We start from the raw sequence: 14,463 nt of genomic DNA on the forward strand, positions 1-14,463 counted from the left end.
CGCCGCCCGCACGCGGGTAGATTTCAGAGGGTGAGCCCCGTCGAGCCCCCTGCGCACGTCCTGTCCACCTTCGGCTTGGACGAGACCGAGCCGATCGCCCTCGGTGCCGAGTGGGACGGCGGCTGGCGCTGCGGCGAAGTGGTGCTCTCGCTGATCGCCGACCATGCGCGCGCCGCCTGGTCCGCGAAGGTGCGCGAGGACCTCTACGTCGACGGTATGCGCCTGGCCCGTCCGTTCCGCGCCACCGATGGGCGGTACGTGGTCTCGGGCTGGCGGGCGGACACCTTCATCGCCGGCTCGGCCGAGCCGCGCTTCGACGAGATCATCTCCATGGCCAACCGGCTGCACGAGGTGACCGCGAAGCTCGAGCGGCCCCGTTTCCTGGCCGCGCCCACCGTCGCGCCGTTCACCGATGTCGACTACTTCGGCTTCGCCGACCGGGCCGCGTGGGAGGAGAAGCCGCTCGCCATGGCCCGTAAGCTCGGCGCGCTCGACGAGACGGTCGAGCACCGGCAGCGGGCCGTCGAGCTGGTGACCGAGCTCGCGGCGCTGCGCACGCCCGTCGAGGCCGCGCCGCAGCTCGTCCACGGCGATCTCGCCAGCTCCGTGCTCTTCGCCGGGGCCGCGGCCCCCGGTATCACCGACTTCACGCCGTACTGGCGCCCCGCGACGTGGGCCGCCGCGGTCGTCGCCGTCGACGGGCTGTCGTGGGGCGGCGCCGACGACGGCCTGCTCATGCGGTGGAGCGACCTTCCCGAGTGGCCGCAGATGGTGCTGCGCGCCCTCATCTTCCGGCTCGCGGTGCACGCCGTGCACCCGCGCTCGGAGGCCGAGGCCCTGCCCGGCCTCGAGCACATCGTCGAGATCGGCCGGTGGCTGCTCTGAGCGGAGCCCCGGCGCAGCGGCGGATCCTCGTCGCCCACGGCACCCGCTCGGCCTCCGGCATCGCGACCGTCCGCGCGATCGCCGACGCGGTCGCCGCGCGCACCGGGCGGGTCGACATCGCCTTCGTCGACGTGCGGGGCCCGTCACCGTCGGACCTGTTGCGCGAGACGGACCGCCCGACGGTGCTCGTGCCCGCCTTCCTCGCCGCCGGTTACCACGTGCACACCGACGTGCCCGGGCACGTCGCCGCCAGCGGGCACCCCGCCGTCGCCGTCGCCGCGGCGCTCGGGCCCGACCGCGCGTTGGTCGGGGCGCTCCTGCGCCGCCTCCGCGACGCCGGATGGCGGCCCGGCGACACGGTGCTGCTCGGCGCGACCGGCTCGTCGGACCCGCACGCCCGCGCCGACGTCCGCAAGATGGCCGGGTACCTCGGCGAGGCGATCGGCGGCGCGGTCCCGGTGGGCTTCCTCGCCGCAGGCAGCCCGACGGTGGCGGACGCCGTCGCGGCCGCGCGGACCCCGGGGCGGCGGCTGTTCCTCGCCGCGTACCAGCTCGCGGAGGGGCTGTTCCACACCCGCCTCGGCGAGGTGGGCGCCGACGGCGTCGCCGCGCCGCTCGGCACGGCGCCCGAGGTGATCGACCTGCTCGTCGACCGCTTCGCTCAGACCCGGTAGTCGCGCAGGGGGATCCGGTCGCCGTCGGCGAGCACGCCCTCCGCCCGCAGCCGCTCCAGCTGCTCGCGGGCGATGTGCGCCGCGGGCCGGCCGGTCGCGGGCACCACGCGGTGCCAGGGCAGGTCCGAGGCGTCGGTGCGCATCACCCAGCCCACGATCCGCGGCGAACTCAGCCCCAGTTCGTCGGCGATGTCGCCGTAGGTGCGCACCCGGCCGGGCGGGATCGCCTCGATCAACGCCCGCACCGCCTCGACCTGCTCCTCGGTGACCTTCGCCATGGGACTATCCGATCAAGCTCCGCGCGTACTCGCCGACGATCGCCGGGATCTCCTGCGCCACCATGTGGTCCGACGGGACAGCGACCACCTCGGCCCCGTCGGGCATCGCGGTGAGCTGCGCGTCGGTCACGAAGTGGGCGCGGTCGGCGCGCAGCAGCACGGTCGGGACGGACGACGGTGCGCCGACCGCCGGGCGGGCCAGCTCGCCCCACAGCGCGGCCACCGCGGCGCAGCTGATGTTCCATTCCCAGCGCCCGGAGTCGCGCCGCACGAGGTGCTCGGCGATCTCGTCGTCGAGCACGCGCTCCGGGACCTCCGCCCAGGCGCCGGAGCGCTTCTCCTGCTTCGCCTCGTCGGGGGAGGTGAAGTCGAAGAACTCGATGGTCTGCGCGGCGATCGTCCCGCACATCTCGGGGTCCAGCTCCTGCGCCGGGTCCAGCAGCAGGAGGGCGCGCACCAGGTCGGGGCGGGCGGCCGCCAGCCGGCACGCCAGCGCGCCGCCGAGGGAGTGCCCGATCACCGTGACGGGAGCGTCGGCGTGCTGTTCGATCACCTCGACGAGATCGGCGACGTGCTGCTCCAGGTGCCAGGGCGGTGCCCACGTGGAGCGGGCGTGGCCGCGCAGGTCCGGCGCCAGCACTCGCGCGTGCGGCACCTCGTCGTCGGCGAACCGGCGCCAGCGGGCGCCGTGGCCGGTGACGCCGTGGATCGCGAGCACGGTGGGCGTGCCGGGGGCCTCCGGACCGTAGACGTGGGTGTTGAGCATGCCCCGATTGTGCCCTGCGCGGTGCCGGCGCCGACCTGTCGGTGGGCTGTGATGTGATCGACGGACGCGGTCGGAGAGGGGGTGCGCGTGAACGCCGGAACCGGGAATCGAGGGACCGACGGTGCGGGGAAGCACCGTCGGCCCCGCCTGCGCCTGCAGTACACGCCCCCGGAACCGCCCGCGGTCCGGGAGTGGGCCGGTCCGATCGCCGCGCTCGCGGCGCCCGCCACGGGCGAGCTGCCGCTGGACGTGGGCGGCTGGGCGCCGTACCGGATCCGCGGCGGACCCGGCACCGGCAAGACCTCGGCGCTGGTCGACATCGCGGTGGCGAAGCTGACCGATCCGTTCGTCGAACCCGAATCCGTGCTGCTCCTCACCGGAAACAAGCGGGCCGCGGCCGCGCTGCGGCGCGAGCTCTCCGCGCGGGTCCTCGCGGGCAGCGAAGGGGTGCACGCCTCGGGGGAGCCCCTGGTGCGCACCGTGCATTCGCTGGCCTTCGCGGTGCTGCGGCTGCAGGCCTCCCGCACCGGCAGTCCGCCGCCGCGCCTCATCACCGGGTCCGAGCAGGACGCGGTGGTGCGGGAGCTGCTGCGCGGCAACCTGGAGGACGGCGGCGCCTTCTGGCCGGAACGGCTCCGGCCCGCACTCGTCACGCACGGCTTCGCGGGCGCCCTGCGCGACCTCTTCGCCCAGGCCGCACAGCGGGGCGCCGGACCGGACGAGATCGAGGAGCTCGCGCGCCGGTACAACCGCGGGGAGTGGCTCGCCGCGGCGAACGCGCTGCGTGAGTACCAGGAGACCACGCTGCTGCGCGGCTCCGTCGGCCTCGCCGGCGAGCGGGCCGTCGCCCCGGCGGTGGACGCGGCGGAACTCATCGACGCCGCGGTCACGGCGCTCGCCTCCGACGACGCCCTCCTCGCCCAGCAGCGCGAGCGCATCCGGTTCCTCCTGGTCGACGACGCGCAGAACCTGGACCCGCTGGCCTCGGCGCTGATCCGGCTGCTCGGCACCGGCACGGAGCTCACCGTGATCGCGGGCGACCCGGACCAGGCCGTGAACTCCTTCCGCGGTGCGAGCACCCGCTTCCTGCAGAACCTCGACGTGCCGCCGGACCGGGACATCCTGCTCGAGCGCAGCTTCCGCTTCGGGGAGGAGGTGGCGGCCGCCGTGAACCGGATCTCCGCGCGCCTGCCCCACCGCTTCGGCGCCGTGGCGCCCGAGCGCCCCCGGCCGGGCGGCGCCGCGGTCCGGCTGTTCTCCACCCCCGCGAAGGAGGCCGACGCCATCGCGGCGATGCTGCGCCGCGAGCACGTCCTCGGCGGGGTGCCGTGGGAGGAGATGGCCGTCGTGGTCCGCTCGGTCTCCGCGTCGATCGCGCCGCTGCGCCGGGCGCTGGCCTACGCCGGGGTCCCCGTCACGGTCCCCGCGGACGACGTGCCGCTCGCGCGACAGCGGGCCGTGCACGCGCTGCTACTGGTACTGCGCGCCGCCGTCGCGCCGGACGGGCTGGACCCGGCGGAGGCCGTCACCCTGCTCTCCGGCCCCGTCGGCGGCGGCGACCCGCTCACGCTGCGCCGCGTGCGGCGCGCGGTGCGTCGCGCTGATCCCGCGGAGGAGCGCGGGTCGGCGGAGATCCTCACCGCGGTGCTCACCGGCGCCGCCGAGTTCGCGCCCTACAAGACGGTGCTCACCGAACTCGAGGCCGAACCCGTGGAGCGGGTGCTCGCCGCCGTGCGCGCCGCCCGCGCCGCGGCCGAGCACGGCACGGTCGAGGAGGTGCTCTGGGCCGCGTGGGCCACCACCGGCCTCGCGGCCCGGTGGGGCGCCCTCGCGCTGCGCGGCGGCTCGCTGGGAGAGCAGGCCGATCGTGACCTCGACGCGGTGATGGGCCTGTTCGACTCCGCCGCCGATTTCACCGACACCCTGCCCACCGCGTCGGTGGGAGCCTTCGTCGAGTACCTGGAGCAACTGCAGATCCCGCGGTCCGACCGCGCGCGCGGGCGCAGCGGGCAGGCCACCGTCCCGGGCGTCACGCTGCTGTCGGCGCACAGCACGGTCGGCCGGGAATGGGAGGTCGTCGCCGTCGCCGGCGTGCAGGAGGGGCGCTGGCCCAACCTGCGGCGCCGCGGCGGCCTGCTCGGCACGGACGAGTTGCTGGACGCGCTCGACGGGATGGATCCGGCGGCACTGCCCACGGTCTCGCGCTCACTGCCGCTGCTCGCGGAGGAGCGGCGGCTGCTGCTCGTCGCCTGCTCGCGGGCGCGTCGCACGCTGCTCATCACAGCGGTCGACACGGCCGACGGCGACGGCGACCTCGTGCCGTCGCGGTTCCTGCAGGGCATCGCGCCCTCGGGCGACGAGGACCCCGAGACCTACACGCCGGCGGTGGAGAGCGCCCCGTCGGCTTCGCTCGACCTGCGCACCCTCGTCGCCGTGCTGCGCACCGCCGTGTGCGATCCCGCGCGGGAACTCGAGGAACGCGCGCACGCGGCGCGGCAGCTCGCCCGGCTCGCCGCCGACGGCGTGCCCGGCGCGCACCCGGACAGCTGGTACGGCGTGGCCGGCGCCAGCACCGACGACCCGCTGTGGTCGCCGGAGGACGGTCCCGTGGCGCTGTCGCCGTCGAACGTGGAGTCCCTGTCGGCGTGCGCGCTGCGCTGGATGCTCGAGCGCTTCGGCGGCACCGACGGCGACTCCGCCAAGCAGGCCACGGGCAACCTGGTGCACACCCTGGTGCAGGCCGTCGCGGGACGGATCCCCAAGGACGAGGTGTCCCGCGCGCTGGAGAAGGTCTGGGAGCGCGTGGATCTGGAGGCGGACTGGTTCGCGCAGCGCGAGTTGGCGCGCACCGAGGAGATGCTGGAGTCGTTCCGCGCGTGGCTGGCGAGCAGCCGGGGCGAGCTCACCGAGGCGGGCGTCGAGATCGGCGTCGACGCCGTGATCCCCGGGGACGCCGCGGCGGGCGGCGACGACCCGGACGTGCGGATCCGCGGCCGGATCGACCGCCTCGAGCGCGACCCGCTCGGCCGGGCCGTCGTCGTCGACGTGAAGACGGGGCGCACCCTGCCCACCCAGGCCGAGGGGCAGGCGCAGGCACAGCTGCGCACCTACCAGGTGGCGCTCGCGCACGGCGGGATCGGCGGCGTCCCGGAGACGCCCGGCGGCGGCAAGCTGGTGTACGTCGCGAAGCCGCACGCCAAGACCGGCGCGACGGTCCGCGAGCAGGACGCGCTCAGCCCCGCCGACGTGGACGAGTGGCTCGGCGTGGTCCGCGAAGCGGCGCGGCGCACCCGCGGGCCCGAGTTCCCCGCCACACTCAACGCGTCCTGCCAGTTCTGCGCCGTCGCGTCGTGCTGTCCGGTCGTCGACAAGGGGAGGGCCGTGACCGATGACTGACGGCTTCCCCCACGCGCCGCTGATCTCGGCGGTCGACCTGGCACACGAACTGGGCCAGGCCTTCGCGCCGACCGACGAGCAGCGCGCCGTCATCGAGGCGCCGCTCGGCCCGTGCCTCGTGGTCGCCGGCGCCGGTGCCGGCAAGACCGAGACGATGGCCGGCCGCGTCGTGTGGCTCATCGCCAACCGCTACGTCACGCCCGACCAGGTGCTCGGCCTCACCTTCACCCGGAAGGCCGCGCAGCAGCTGATGATCCGCGTGCGCAAGCGGCTCGCGCGGCTCGCGGGGGCACCCGTCGTCGACCGGATCGACCCGTCGGGCGAGCTGCGGGCGTCGCTGCGCACCGTCGAGCCCGAGATCAGCACCTATCACGCCTACGCGGGGCGGCTGCTCGCCGACTACGGCATGCTGCTGCCGGTCGAACCCTCGGTCCGGCTGGTCTCGGAGACGGAGCGGTGGCAGATCGCCTACGACGTGGTCACCGGCTGGGACGAGGCTCTGGAACTGGACCGGAACCCCGCCAACCTCACGGAATGGGTGCTCGGCCTGTCCGGGGCGCTCGCCGACCACCTCGTGACGCCCGACCAGCTGGAGGCGGACGACGACGAACTGGAGCGGCTGATCGGCCTGCTGCCGCCCGGTCCGCGGCAGCGGGCCGCGCCGAACGCGGCGCTGCTCAAGGCCGCCGAGGTGCAGGAGCAGCGCCGCCGGCTGATCCCGCTGGTACGCGCCGTCGCCGCCGAGATGCGAGCCCGTGAGGTCCTCGACTTCGGCAGCCAGATGGGTCTCGCCGCGCAGCTCGCGCTCGCCAACCCCGACGTCGCGGGGCTCGAGCGGGCCCGGTTCGGGGCGGTCCTGCTCGACGAGTACCAGGACACCGGCCACGCGCAGCGCATGCTGCTGGCCTCGCTGTTCGGTGGGCCGGCGGGCGCCGCTGCCGTGACCGCGGTGGGGGACCCGATCCAGTCGATCTACGGCTGGCGCGGCGCATCCGCGGCGAACCTGCCGCGCTTCGCCACGGATTTCCCGCAGGCCGACGGGAGCCCGGCGCCGCGGCGGGAACTGCTCACCAGCTGGCGCAACCCGACGAGCGCGCTCAGCCTCGCCAACGCCGTCTCCGAGGACCTGCGCAGCCGCGGCGTGCCCGTCTCCGAGCTGAAGGCGCGGCCCGACGCGCCGGCGGGCGACCTGCGGATCGCCCTGCACCCCACGGTGATCGACGAGCGCGACTGGCTCGCCGACGCGATCGCCGCGCAGTGGCGCGGCCGGATCGAGGCGGGGCAGGAGCCGCCGACGGTCGCCGTGCTGGTGCGCCGCAACGCCGATTCCGCGGGCATCGCCGCGGCCCTGAGCGAGCGCGGTGTGCCCGTCGAGGTCGTGGGTCTGGGCGGCCTGCTGCACACGCCCGAGGTGCAGGACGTCGTGGCGCTGCTGCGGCTGGCCGTCGAGCCGCTCGCCGGCACCGCCGCGATGCGGCTGCTCACCGGGCCGCGCTGGCAGCTCGGCGCCGCGGACCTGCGGGCCCTGTGGAATCGGGCGCGCCGGATCGCGCACACCACCGGCCGCGCGGCCACGGGCGCCGTCGCCACCCCGGAGCAACTCGACGCCGCGCTGGACGCGACGCTGCCGTCGGAGAGCCTCGACGCCGCGGGCCTCGGCGACGCCATCGCCGATCCCGGTCCGGAGGCCGACTACTCCGCCGCGGGTCTCGCGAAGATCCGCTCCCTGGACCGCGAGGTGCGCCACGTCCGGGAGCGGATCGGGCACCCCCTGCCCGAGGTGGTCGCCGAGGCCGAACGCGTGCTGGGCGTGAGCATCGAGACCCGCATCCGCGCGTCCCGGCAGCTCGGCGGCCGCGCCACCGGCCGCGAGCACCTGGACGCCTTCGCCGACGTGGTCGTCTCCTACGCCGAGCGGCCCACCGCCACCCTGCCGGGGCTGCTCGCATTCCTCGCCGCGGCCGAGAAGGTGGAGGGCGGACTCGCCCCGGGCGACGTGGAGGTCGCCACCGACCGGGTGCAGGTGCTCACCGTGCACTCCGCCAAGGGCCTCGAATGGGACGTGGTGGCCGTACCGCACCTGTCGGAGGGGATCTTCCCGTCGAACCGGGCGCTGCCCACGTGGCTGTCGACGCCCGCCGAGCTGCAGCCGAACCTGCGTGGTGACCTCGCAGAGCCCGGCGGCTCCGTTGACGACGGGCCCGCTCGCTCCGCTCCCGGCGCCGGTGACGGCGTGCCCCGCCTCGACCTCGACGGCTGCAACAACCGCAAGGACCTCGAGGACGCCCTGGACGCGCACAAGAAGGCGCTCAAGGGCATGAACATGCACGAGGACGAGCGCCTGTTCTACGTCGCCGTCACCCGCACCCAATCGGTGCTCCTGCTGTCCGGCCACTACTGGAGCGAGGACGTGAAGACGCCGAAGGCACCGTCGCGCTTCCTCGTCGCGGCCCGCGATCACGCCCCGGACGCGGTGACCGAGTGGGCGGCCGAACCGCTCGAGGACGCGCCGAACCCGCTCGAGACCGAGCCGGTCCGGCAGCCCTGGCCGCGCGACTTCCTCGGCGCGCACCGCGCCGACGTCGACGCCGGCGCCGAGCTGGTGCTCGCCGAACTCGGCCGCGGGGCCCCGGAGCCCGATCCCGCGGAGCCCGACCCGCACGACTGGGCGGCCGAGGTCACCGCGCTGCTCGCCGAGCGCGCCCGGCAGGCGGAGGCCGAACTGGAGGTCGCGGTGCCGCGCGAGGTCTCGGTGAGCCAGCTGGTGGAGCTGCGCCGCAGCCCCGCCACGTTCGCGAGCCGGCTCCGCCGGCCCGTGCCGTTCAAGCCGAACCCGTACGCGCGGCGCGGCACCGCGTTCCACGCCTGGCTCGAACGCCGGTACGGGGCGTCACGGCTCCTGGATCTCGACGAGCTGCCCGGCGCGGCCGACGGCGACGCCGGCGCCGACGAGAACCTCGCGCTGCTGCAACGGCGGTTCGAGGAGAGCGAGTGGGCGGCGCGCACCCCCGTCGACATCGAGGTGCCCTTCGAGATCGCGGCCGCCGGCACCGTCGTGCGCGGGCGGATGGACGCCGTCTTCCGCGACCCGGGCGGCGGCTTCACCGTCGTCGACTGGAAGACGGGTGTGCGCCCCACCGAGCCCGCCGACGAGCGGGCCGCGGCGGTGCAGCTCGCCGCCTACCGCCTGGCGTGGGCCCGGCTGCGGGACGTCCCCGTCGACGACGTGCGCGCCGCGTCCTTCTACGTGCGCTCGGGGGAGACGGTGGCACCGTCGGACCTGCTCGGCCACCAGGGCCTCGCCGACCTCATCACGAGCGCGGGCGAGGACCGGCCCGACGCGGGACGGACCTAGGCGGTCTCGCCCTTGTCGCGGGCGATCCGTACGGCGGAGACGACCATCGGCAGCTGCATCGGCAGCCGGGCGTAGGCGCCGAGCCGCAACGGCAGCGGCTTGTCCGACCACTGCTGCGCCATGTGGATGTTCGCGGGGAAGACGGCGGCGAAGAGCGCGGCGGCCGCGACGCCGCCCAGCCGGCGGGTCCGCGGTGCCGCGAGCAGCGCCGCGGTGGTCAGCTCCGCGACGCCCGAGAGCTGCGTCGCGCGGCGGGGCGTGAGGCCGAGCGGAAGGTTCGGCGGCACGATCGAATCGAACGGCTTCGGCGCGACGAAGTGCAGGGCACCCATCCCGGCGAGGGAGAGCGCCATGCCGCGCGCGAGCTTGTCGGTACGGCGGGCGGGCCGGTCTGTGGACACCATCTGAAGATTGTGGCAGATTGCTCGTCGGCTCCGCCGGACGTGCTAGACCGGACGGGTAACGACCAGCAGTTCTCGCGAGGAATCGTCCAGGTAGGTATGTCCGCACGCACCACGTTCCGCAGACGGAGCAAGTCCGAACTGACGGATCTTCCCGACCATGCGCTGGTCAGCGTCCTGCGCATCCCCGCGGGCGACTCCACCAACCCGTGGCGCGCCATCGGCGCCCGGGTTCTGGTGGCCCTCGGCGCGCTGTTCCTCGCGGTGTTCATCGTCTACCTCGAGCGCGACGGCTACCGGGATTCCGCCATCGAGGCGGGGCTCGACGGCAAGACGTCCCTGACCTTCCTCGACTGCCTCTACTACGCCACCGTCTCCCTCTCGACCACGGGCTACGGCGACATCACGCCGGTCACCCAGTCCGCGCGCCTGATCAACGTCCTGTTGATCACCCCGCTGCGGATCCTGTTCCTCATCGTCTTGGTCGGCACGACGCTCCAGGTGCTCACGGAGCGGTCCCGCCAGGCGTTCAAGATCCAACGTTGGAGGTCTGCTGTGCACAACCACACGATCGTCGTGGGCTACGGCACGAAGGGCCGCACCGCGGTCAGCGCGATGATCAACGACGGCATCGAGCCGAGCAAGATCGTCGTCGTCGACACCGATCAGGCGGCCCTGGAGGTCGCCGAGATCGACGGGCTCGTCACCGTCCGCGGCGACGCGACGAAGGCCGACGTGCTGCGGCTCGCCGGCGCGCCGCGCGCCGCGTCCATCATCATCGGCGCCAACCGGGACGACGCCGCGGTGATGGTCACGCTGACCGCCCGAGAGCTGGCGCCGCGCGCCAAGATCGTCGCGTCGATCCGCGAGTCCGAGAACACGCACCTGCTGCGCCAGTCCGGGGCCGACTCCGTGGTCGTCTCCTCCGAGACCGCGGGCCGCCTGCTGGGCATGGCGACCACCACCCCGTCGGTCGTGGAGATGATCGAGGACCTGCTCTCGCCCGGCGACGGCTTCAACATCGCCGAGCGCGAGGTGACCCGCGTCGAGGTGGGCCGCTCCCCGCGGCACCTGCCGAACATCGTGCTCGGCGTGGTCCGCAAGGGGAACCTCTACCGCGTCGACTCGCCCGCGGTATCGGTCGTCGAGGCTGGCGACCGGCTGCTGTTCGTCCGCAACGCCGACGTCAAGGCGCCCGGCTAGGCCCGCAGCAGCTCCACGACCCGGGCCATGGCCTCCAGGTTGTGGTCGATCACCGTCACGTAGCCGATCCCGAGCCGCTCCCGGAGCGCGAGCAGGCGGTCCGCCATGTCGCGCGGGGTGCCCACGAGCACGCTGACGTACGCCTCCGGCGTGGCCTCGTCCCACATGACCCGTTCGGTGAGGAACTCCGGCCGGCCCGTTCCCGACGGGAGGAGCGCCTGGATCACCAGGTTGATCTCGACGGTGCCCGCGCGGTCGCCCAGCAGGCTGCTCAGGTGCGCGATGCGCTCGGCCGCGGCGGCCTCCGTGGTGAGGCGGAGGCGGCCGGCGTCATCCGTGCGGGCACCCGTCAGCCCGACGATGTCGGCGTGCCGCGCCGCGACGCCCAGCAGTCTGTCGCCCCACCCGGCGATGAACAACGGCGGCCCACCGGGCTGGGCCGGCCGCGGAGTACGGCGCGGGGCCGTGAAGGCGGCGCGCACCGCGGCGGCCGTGGCGTCCAACAGGTCGACGCGTTCCCGCGCCGTCGGGAACGGGATGCCCGCCCGGTCGAACTCGGCGGCGGCGTACCCCGCGCCGAGGCCGAGCTCCACCCGCCCGTCCGTGAGCAGGTCGACGGTGGCGGCGTCGCGCGCGAGCAGCGCGGGGCTGTAGAACGGCGCGTTGATCACGAACGTGGTGAGGCGGACCCGCTCCGTCGCCTCGGCCGCGAGCAGCATCGCGGGGAAGGGGGCGAGCATGCCGAGGTGATCCGGCACGCCGATCACGTCGAAGCCGAGCGCCTCCGCGCGGCGGCAGCGCTCCATCCACGCCATGCGGGACGTCGTGGCGCCGAGGGCGACGCCGAACCGGAAATCCACCACGCCGCCAGTCAACCAGGCGGGAAGCGGGGCCGCCGGGTGCCCGCGGGTTCAGGTGGTGAAGAGCTGTAGGACGCCGCTGACGGTGCCCGCCGTGGTCGTGGAGTCGATCGTCAGGTCGCGGACCAGCGACCCGAAGGTCGGCGTCGGGATGCGGTCCTGGATCCCGTAGCCCGGCGATCCGACGGTGCCGTGTTCGCGGCCGCGGTCCATGCCCATGCGCTGGACGAGGTCCGCGATGCCCGCGGGCGTGGCGTCGACGGTGAACCGGGAGGCCATGTCCAGGGCGCAATCCGAACTGAGGTGCGTGAGCCGGACGCCCATCTGCGCGGCGTCGGCGGGGACCCGCGCCTCCGACAACAGCGTCGGTACGTGGTCGTTGGGGCAGTGGCGCTGCACCGCCGGCTCACCGCCGGGCCACGAACACCCTCCGACGAGGAGCGCGACGGTCGCCAGGGCGAGTCGGGCGCGCACGATCAGTCCCCGGTCGCGGCGGGCCGGTCGGTGGCGGCGTACTGGGACCACGAGCCGGGGTAGAGCCGGCCGCCGGGGAAGCCGGCGTGCTCGGAGGTGAGCAGGTCGTGGCAGGCGGTGACGCCCGAGCCGCAGTAGGCGATGAAGTCCGCGCCGGGGCGCAGGCCCGCCTCCTCGTAGCGGGCGCGGAGGGCCGCGCGGGGGAGCAGGGCACCGTCGACGACGTTCTCGCGGCAGGGCACGCTGACGGCGCCCGGGATGTGGCCCGCGCGCGGGTCGACGGTCTCGTTCTCGCCGCGGAACCGGTCGGCGGGGCGCGCGTCGATCACGGGGACCGCACCGGCGGCCGCCTCGTCGATCGAGGCCAGGCGGTCCGCCGGCCACGGCCGCGGGGTGAAGGTCGCGGGCGGGAGGTCGACGGTGCCGGTGTCGTCGAGGGGGCCGAACGGGCCGTCGAGCAGCGCGGCCGATTCGCCGAGCGCCCGCAGCAGCCAGACGAGCCGGGCCGCCATGACGCCGCCCGCGTCGTCGTAGGCGACCACCGTCGCGCCGTCGCCGATGCCCGCGGCGGAGAGCCCGGCGGCGAAGGCCTCCGGGGTGGGCAGCGGGTGCCGGCCCTCGGCGGGGGAGGGCTCGGCGGCGAGGTAACCGTCGAGGTCGACGAACACCGCGCCCGGCAGGTGGCCGGCGTCGTACGCCTCGCGGGTCGATCGCCCGTCGAGGTAGCAGCGGGTGTCGGCCAGGATCACGCCGGGGTTGGCCCGCACCCACGCGGCGTCCACGAACGGTTCGATCATGCGGTCAGCCTACGATGATGAGCGTGGCGAAGCTCAGTCTGACCGTGCCCCCGCTCCTCTCCCGCTATCACGTCGATCGCGCCGACGAACTGCGCGCGGACGACGCCGCGCTCGATGCGGCCTGGGCGACCGCGAAGGTGCTGCGCCTGGACCCGCGCGGCCGCTTCGACCTCGACGGCACCGACCTCGTCTTCGCCCGCGGGCACGAGGTCGCGCCGTCGCGTCCGCGCGAGGCCGTGCTGCTGGGCCGCGTCGACGGGGCGATCGTCTTCGCGCTGCGCGTCGACGTGTTCGACGGCGCCGACCTGCGCATGCGCGGCCACCTGCTCTCGCCGGTCGACTCCGCGCTGCTCGCGCAGGCCCTCGGCATCCTCAACTGGCACGCCACCGCCGGGTTCTCGCCCGTCGACGGTGCGCCGACCGTCCCCGGCAAGGCGGGGTGGGTGCGCACCACCGCCGACGGTCGCGAGGAGTTCCCGCGCACCGACGGCGCGATGATCACCCTGGTGCACGACGGTGCCGACCACGTCCTGCTCGGCCGCCAGCACCAGTGGCCAGAGCGGCTGTTCTCGCTGTTCGCGGGTTTCGTCGAGCCGGGCGAATCGCTGGAGCAGTGCGTCGCGCGGGAGCTGCGCGAGGAGGCGGGCATCGAGGTCGACGAGATCACCTACGTCGCCAGCCAGCCCTGGCCGTTCCCGCGCTCGCTGATGCTCGGCTTCACCGCCCGTGCCTCCCGCGACGCGGTGCTCGACTTCCGGGACGGCGAGATCGCCGAGGCGCAGTGGTTCAGCCGCACCCAGGTCCGCGAGGCGCTGGCCGCCGGCGACTGGAGCACGGACGCCCCCGACGCGCCGCTCCTGCTGCCCAACTCCATCTCCATCGCCCGCGCGATCACCGAGGCCTGGGCGGCCGCCTAGAGTCCGGGGGACGCGGCCGGGAGACGTGGCTCGTGGCCGCGCGCTGCCGGCGGTCGTGGGCGCTGCCGGCTACCGGCCGCGCTCGCGGATCTCGGCAGCGCGGGCGCGGTCCGCACGCGCAGGGGGAACGAGAAAGTCCGGCCGTTCGTGCCCAGGGGGGACGGACGGCCGGACTCTCACCGAGGCGGAGGTGTCAGACGCCCAGCTTGCGCTTGACGTCGGCGAGCGACGGGTTGGTCGCGGTGGTGCCGTCCTCGTACTTGACGGTGGGCACCGTCTGGTTGCCGCCGTTGACGCCCTGCACGAACTCCGCGGCCGACGGATCCTCCTCGATGTTGATCTCGGTCCATTCGATCCCGTTGGCCTTGAGGCCCGTCTTCAGGCGGTTGCAGTAACCGCACCACGAGGTCGTGTACATCGTCAGCTGGCTCATGCCATGACTCAACCACGCCGCGCC

The 14,463-nt window shown here is 74.7% G+C and carries 13 protein-coding genes; 6 read left to right on the top strand and 7 right to left on the bottom strand.

The genetic code is table 11. The annotated features are described in order from the left end of the window. The first annotated feature begins 30 nt into the window (after nucleotides 1–30). Complete coding sequence (locus tag ELY19_RS13785; protein ID WP_126196713.1) at nucleotides 31–885, top strand: TIGR02569 family protein; 855 nt, start codon at nucleotides 31–33, stop codon at nucleotides 883–885. Continuing rightward, nucleotides 873–1,559, top strand: a complete 687-nt coding sequence (locus ELY19_RS13790) for a sirohydrochlorin chelatase (protein WP_126196714.1) — start codon at nucleotides 873–875, stop codon at nucleotides 1,557–1,559. Before ELY19_RS13785 ends, ELY19_RS13790 begins: the two co-directional genes overlap by 13 nt. On the opposite strand, the gene ELY19_RS13795 is transcribed toward ELY19_RS13790, so the two are convergent. Next, on the bottom strand, nucleotides 1,547–1,837 hold the full coding sequence (locus ELY19_RS13795) for an MGMT family protein (protein ID WP_126196715.1): 291 nt from the start codon (nucleotides 1,835–1,837) through the stop codon (nucleotides 1,547–1,549). The genes ELY19_RS13790 and ELY19_RS13795 overlap by 13 nt on opposite strands. A gap of 4 nt (nucleotides 1,838–1,841) precedes the next feature. Beyond that, on the bottom strand, nucleotides 1,842–2,603 hold the full coding sequence (locus ELY19_RS13800; protein WP_126196716.1) for an alpha/beta hydrolase: 762 nt from the start codon (nucleotides 2,601–2,603) through the stop codon (nucleotides 1,842–1,844). Between the two features lie 87 nt (nucleotides 2,604–2,690). On the opposite strand from ELY19_RS13800, the gene ELY19_RS13805 reads away from it, so the two are divergent. Together ELY19_RS13805 and ELY19_RS13810 are read left to right on the top strand one after the other, a co-directional pair. Further along, a complete protein-coding gene (locus tag ELY19_RS13805) occupies nucleotides 2,691–5,999 on the top strand; it encodes an ATP-dependent helicase (protein WP_126196717.1) in 3,309 nt (1,102 codons plus the stop codon). Then, nucleotides 5,992–9,354 (top strand): ATP-dependent DNA helicase, encoded by a 3,363-nt coding sequence (locus tag ELY19_RS13810; RefSeq protein WP_126196718.1) that lies wholly within the window; start codon nucleotides 5,992–5,994, stop codon nucleotides 9,352–9,354. Before ELY19_RS13805 ends, ELY19_RS13810 begins: the two co-directional genes overlap by 8 nt. On the opposite strand, the gene ELY19_RS13815 is transcribed toward ELY19_RS13810, so the two are convergent. Next, entirely contained in the window at nucleotides 9,351–9,758 is a 408-nt protein-coding gene (locus ELY19_RS13815; protein WP_126196719.1) for a DoxX family protein, read from the bottom strand. The two genes, ELY19_RS13810 and ELY19_RS13815, sit on opposite strands and share 4 nt — an antisense overlap. A 96-nt stretch (nucleotides 9,759–9,854) precedes the next feature. On the opposite strand from ELY19_RS13815, the gene ELY19_RS13820 reads away from it, so the two are divergent. Beyond that, on the top strand, nucleotides 9,855–10,958 hold the full coding sequence (locus ELY19_RS13820; protein WP_126196720.1) for a potassium channel family protein: 1,104 nt from the start codon (nucleotides 9,855–9,857) through the stop codon (nucleotides 10,956–10,958). Here the strand turns inward: ELY19_RS13820 and ELY19_RS13825 are convergent. From ELY19_RS13825 to ELY19_RS13835, 3 genes are read right to left on the bottom strand one after another with little or no spacing between them, the layout of a single operon-like run. Next, nucleotides 10,955–11,821: a TIGR03621 family F420-dependent LLM class oxidoreductase gene (locus ELY19_RS13825; protein ID WP_126196721.1), complete on the bottom strand. Its 867-nt coding sequence runs from the start codon at nucleotides 11,819–11,821 to the stop codon at nucleotides 10,955–10,957. The genes ELY19_RS13820 and ELY19_RS13825 overlap by 4 nt on opposite strands. 48 nt (nucleotides 11,822–11,869) lie before the next feature. Beyond that, nucleotides 11,870–12,292 carry a hypothetical protein gene (locus tag ELY19_RS13830; RefSeq protein WP_126196722.1) on the bottom strand — a complete coding sequence of 141 codons (423 nt, stop codon included), beginning with the start codon at nucleotides 12,290–12,292 and terminating at the stop codon, nucleotides 11,870–11,872. 2 nt (nucleotides 12,293–12,294) lie between these two features. Then, the gene (locus ELY19_RS13835; RefSeq protein ID WP_126196723.1) at nucleotides 12,295–13,089 is read right to left on the bottom strand and encodes a sulfurtransferase; all 795 of its coding nucleotides are present in this window, start codon (nucleotides 13,087–13,089) and stop codon (nucleotides 12,295–12,297) included. Nucleotides 13,090–13,112: 23 nt separating this feature from the next. Here ELY19_RS13835 and nudC point away from each other — a divergent pair, with 23 nt between their 5' ends. Then, nucleotides 13,113–14,006 (top strand): NAD(+) diphosphatase, encoded by an 894-nt coding sequence (gene nudC, locus ELY19_RS13840; RefSeq protein WP_164711599.1) that lies wholly within the window; start codon nucleotides 13,113–13,115, stop codon nucleotides 14,004–14,006. Nucleotides 14,007–14,199: 193 nt separating this feature from the next. Here nudC and ELY19_RS13845 read toward each other — a convergent pair whose 3' ends face one another. Further along, nucleotides 14,200–14,439 (bottom strand): mycoredoxin, encoded by a 240-nt coding sequence (locus ELY19_RS13845; protein WP_126196725.1) that lies wholly within the window; start codon nucleotides 14,437–14,439, stop codon nucleotides 14,200–14,202. Nucleotides 14,440–14,463: the final 24 nt, after the last annotated feature.

The organism is Tsukamurella paurometabola (assembly GCF_900631615.1).
GTDB lineage: Bacteria > Actinomycetota > Actinomycetes > Mycobacteriales > Mycobacteriaceae > Tsukamurella > Tsukamurella paurometabola_A.

Excerpts from the sequence above, each read along its gene's own strand:
- ELY19_RS13835 (WP_126196723.1), bottom strand. The coding sequence starts at position 13,089 with ATGATCGAACCGTTCGTGGACGCCGCGTGGGTGCGGGCCAACCCCGGC.
- ELY19_RS13820 (WP_126196720.1), top strand. The coding sequence starts at position 9,855 with ATGTCCGCACGCACCACGTTCCGCAGACGGAGCAAGTCCGAACTGACG.
- ELY19_RS13810 (WP_126196718.1), top strand. The coding sequence starts at position 5,992 with ATGACTGACGGCTTCCCCCACGCGCCGCTGATCTCGGCGGTCGACCTG.
- ELY19_RS13845 (WP_126196725.1), bottom strand. The coding sequence starts at position 14,439 with ATGAGCCAGCTGACGATGTACACGACCTCGTGGTGCGGTTACTGCAAC.
- ELY19_RS13815 (WP_126196719.1), bottom strand. The coding sequence starts at position 9,758 with ATGGTGTCCACAGACCGGCCCGCCCGCCGTACCGACAAGCTCGCGCGC.
- ELY19_RS13800 (WP_126196716.1), bottom strand. The coding sequence starts at position 2,603 with ATGCTCAACACCCACGTCTACGGTCCGGAGGCCCCCGGCACGCCCACC.
- ELY19_RS13795 (WP_126196715.1), bottom strand. The coding sequence starts at position 1,837 with ATGGCGAAGGTCACCGAGGAGCAGGTCGAGGCGGTGCGGGCGTTGATC.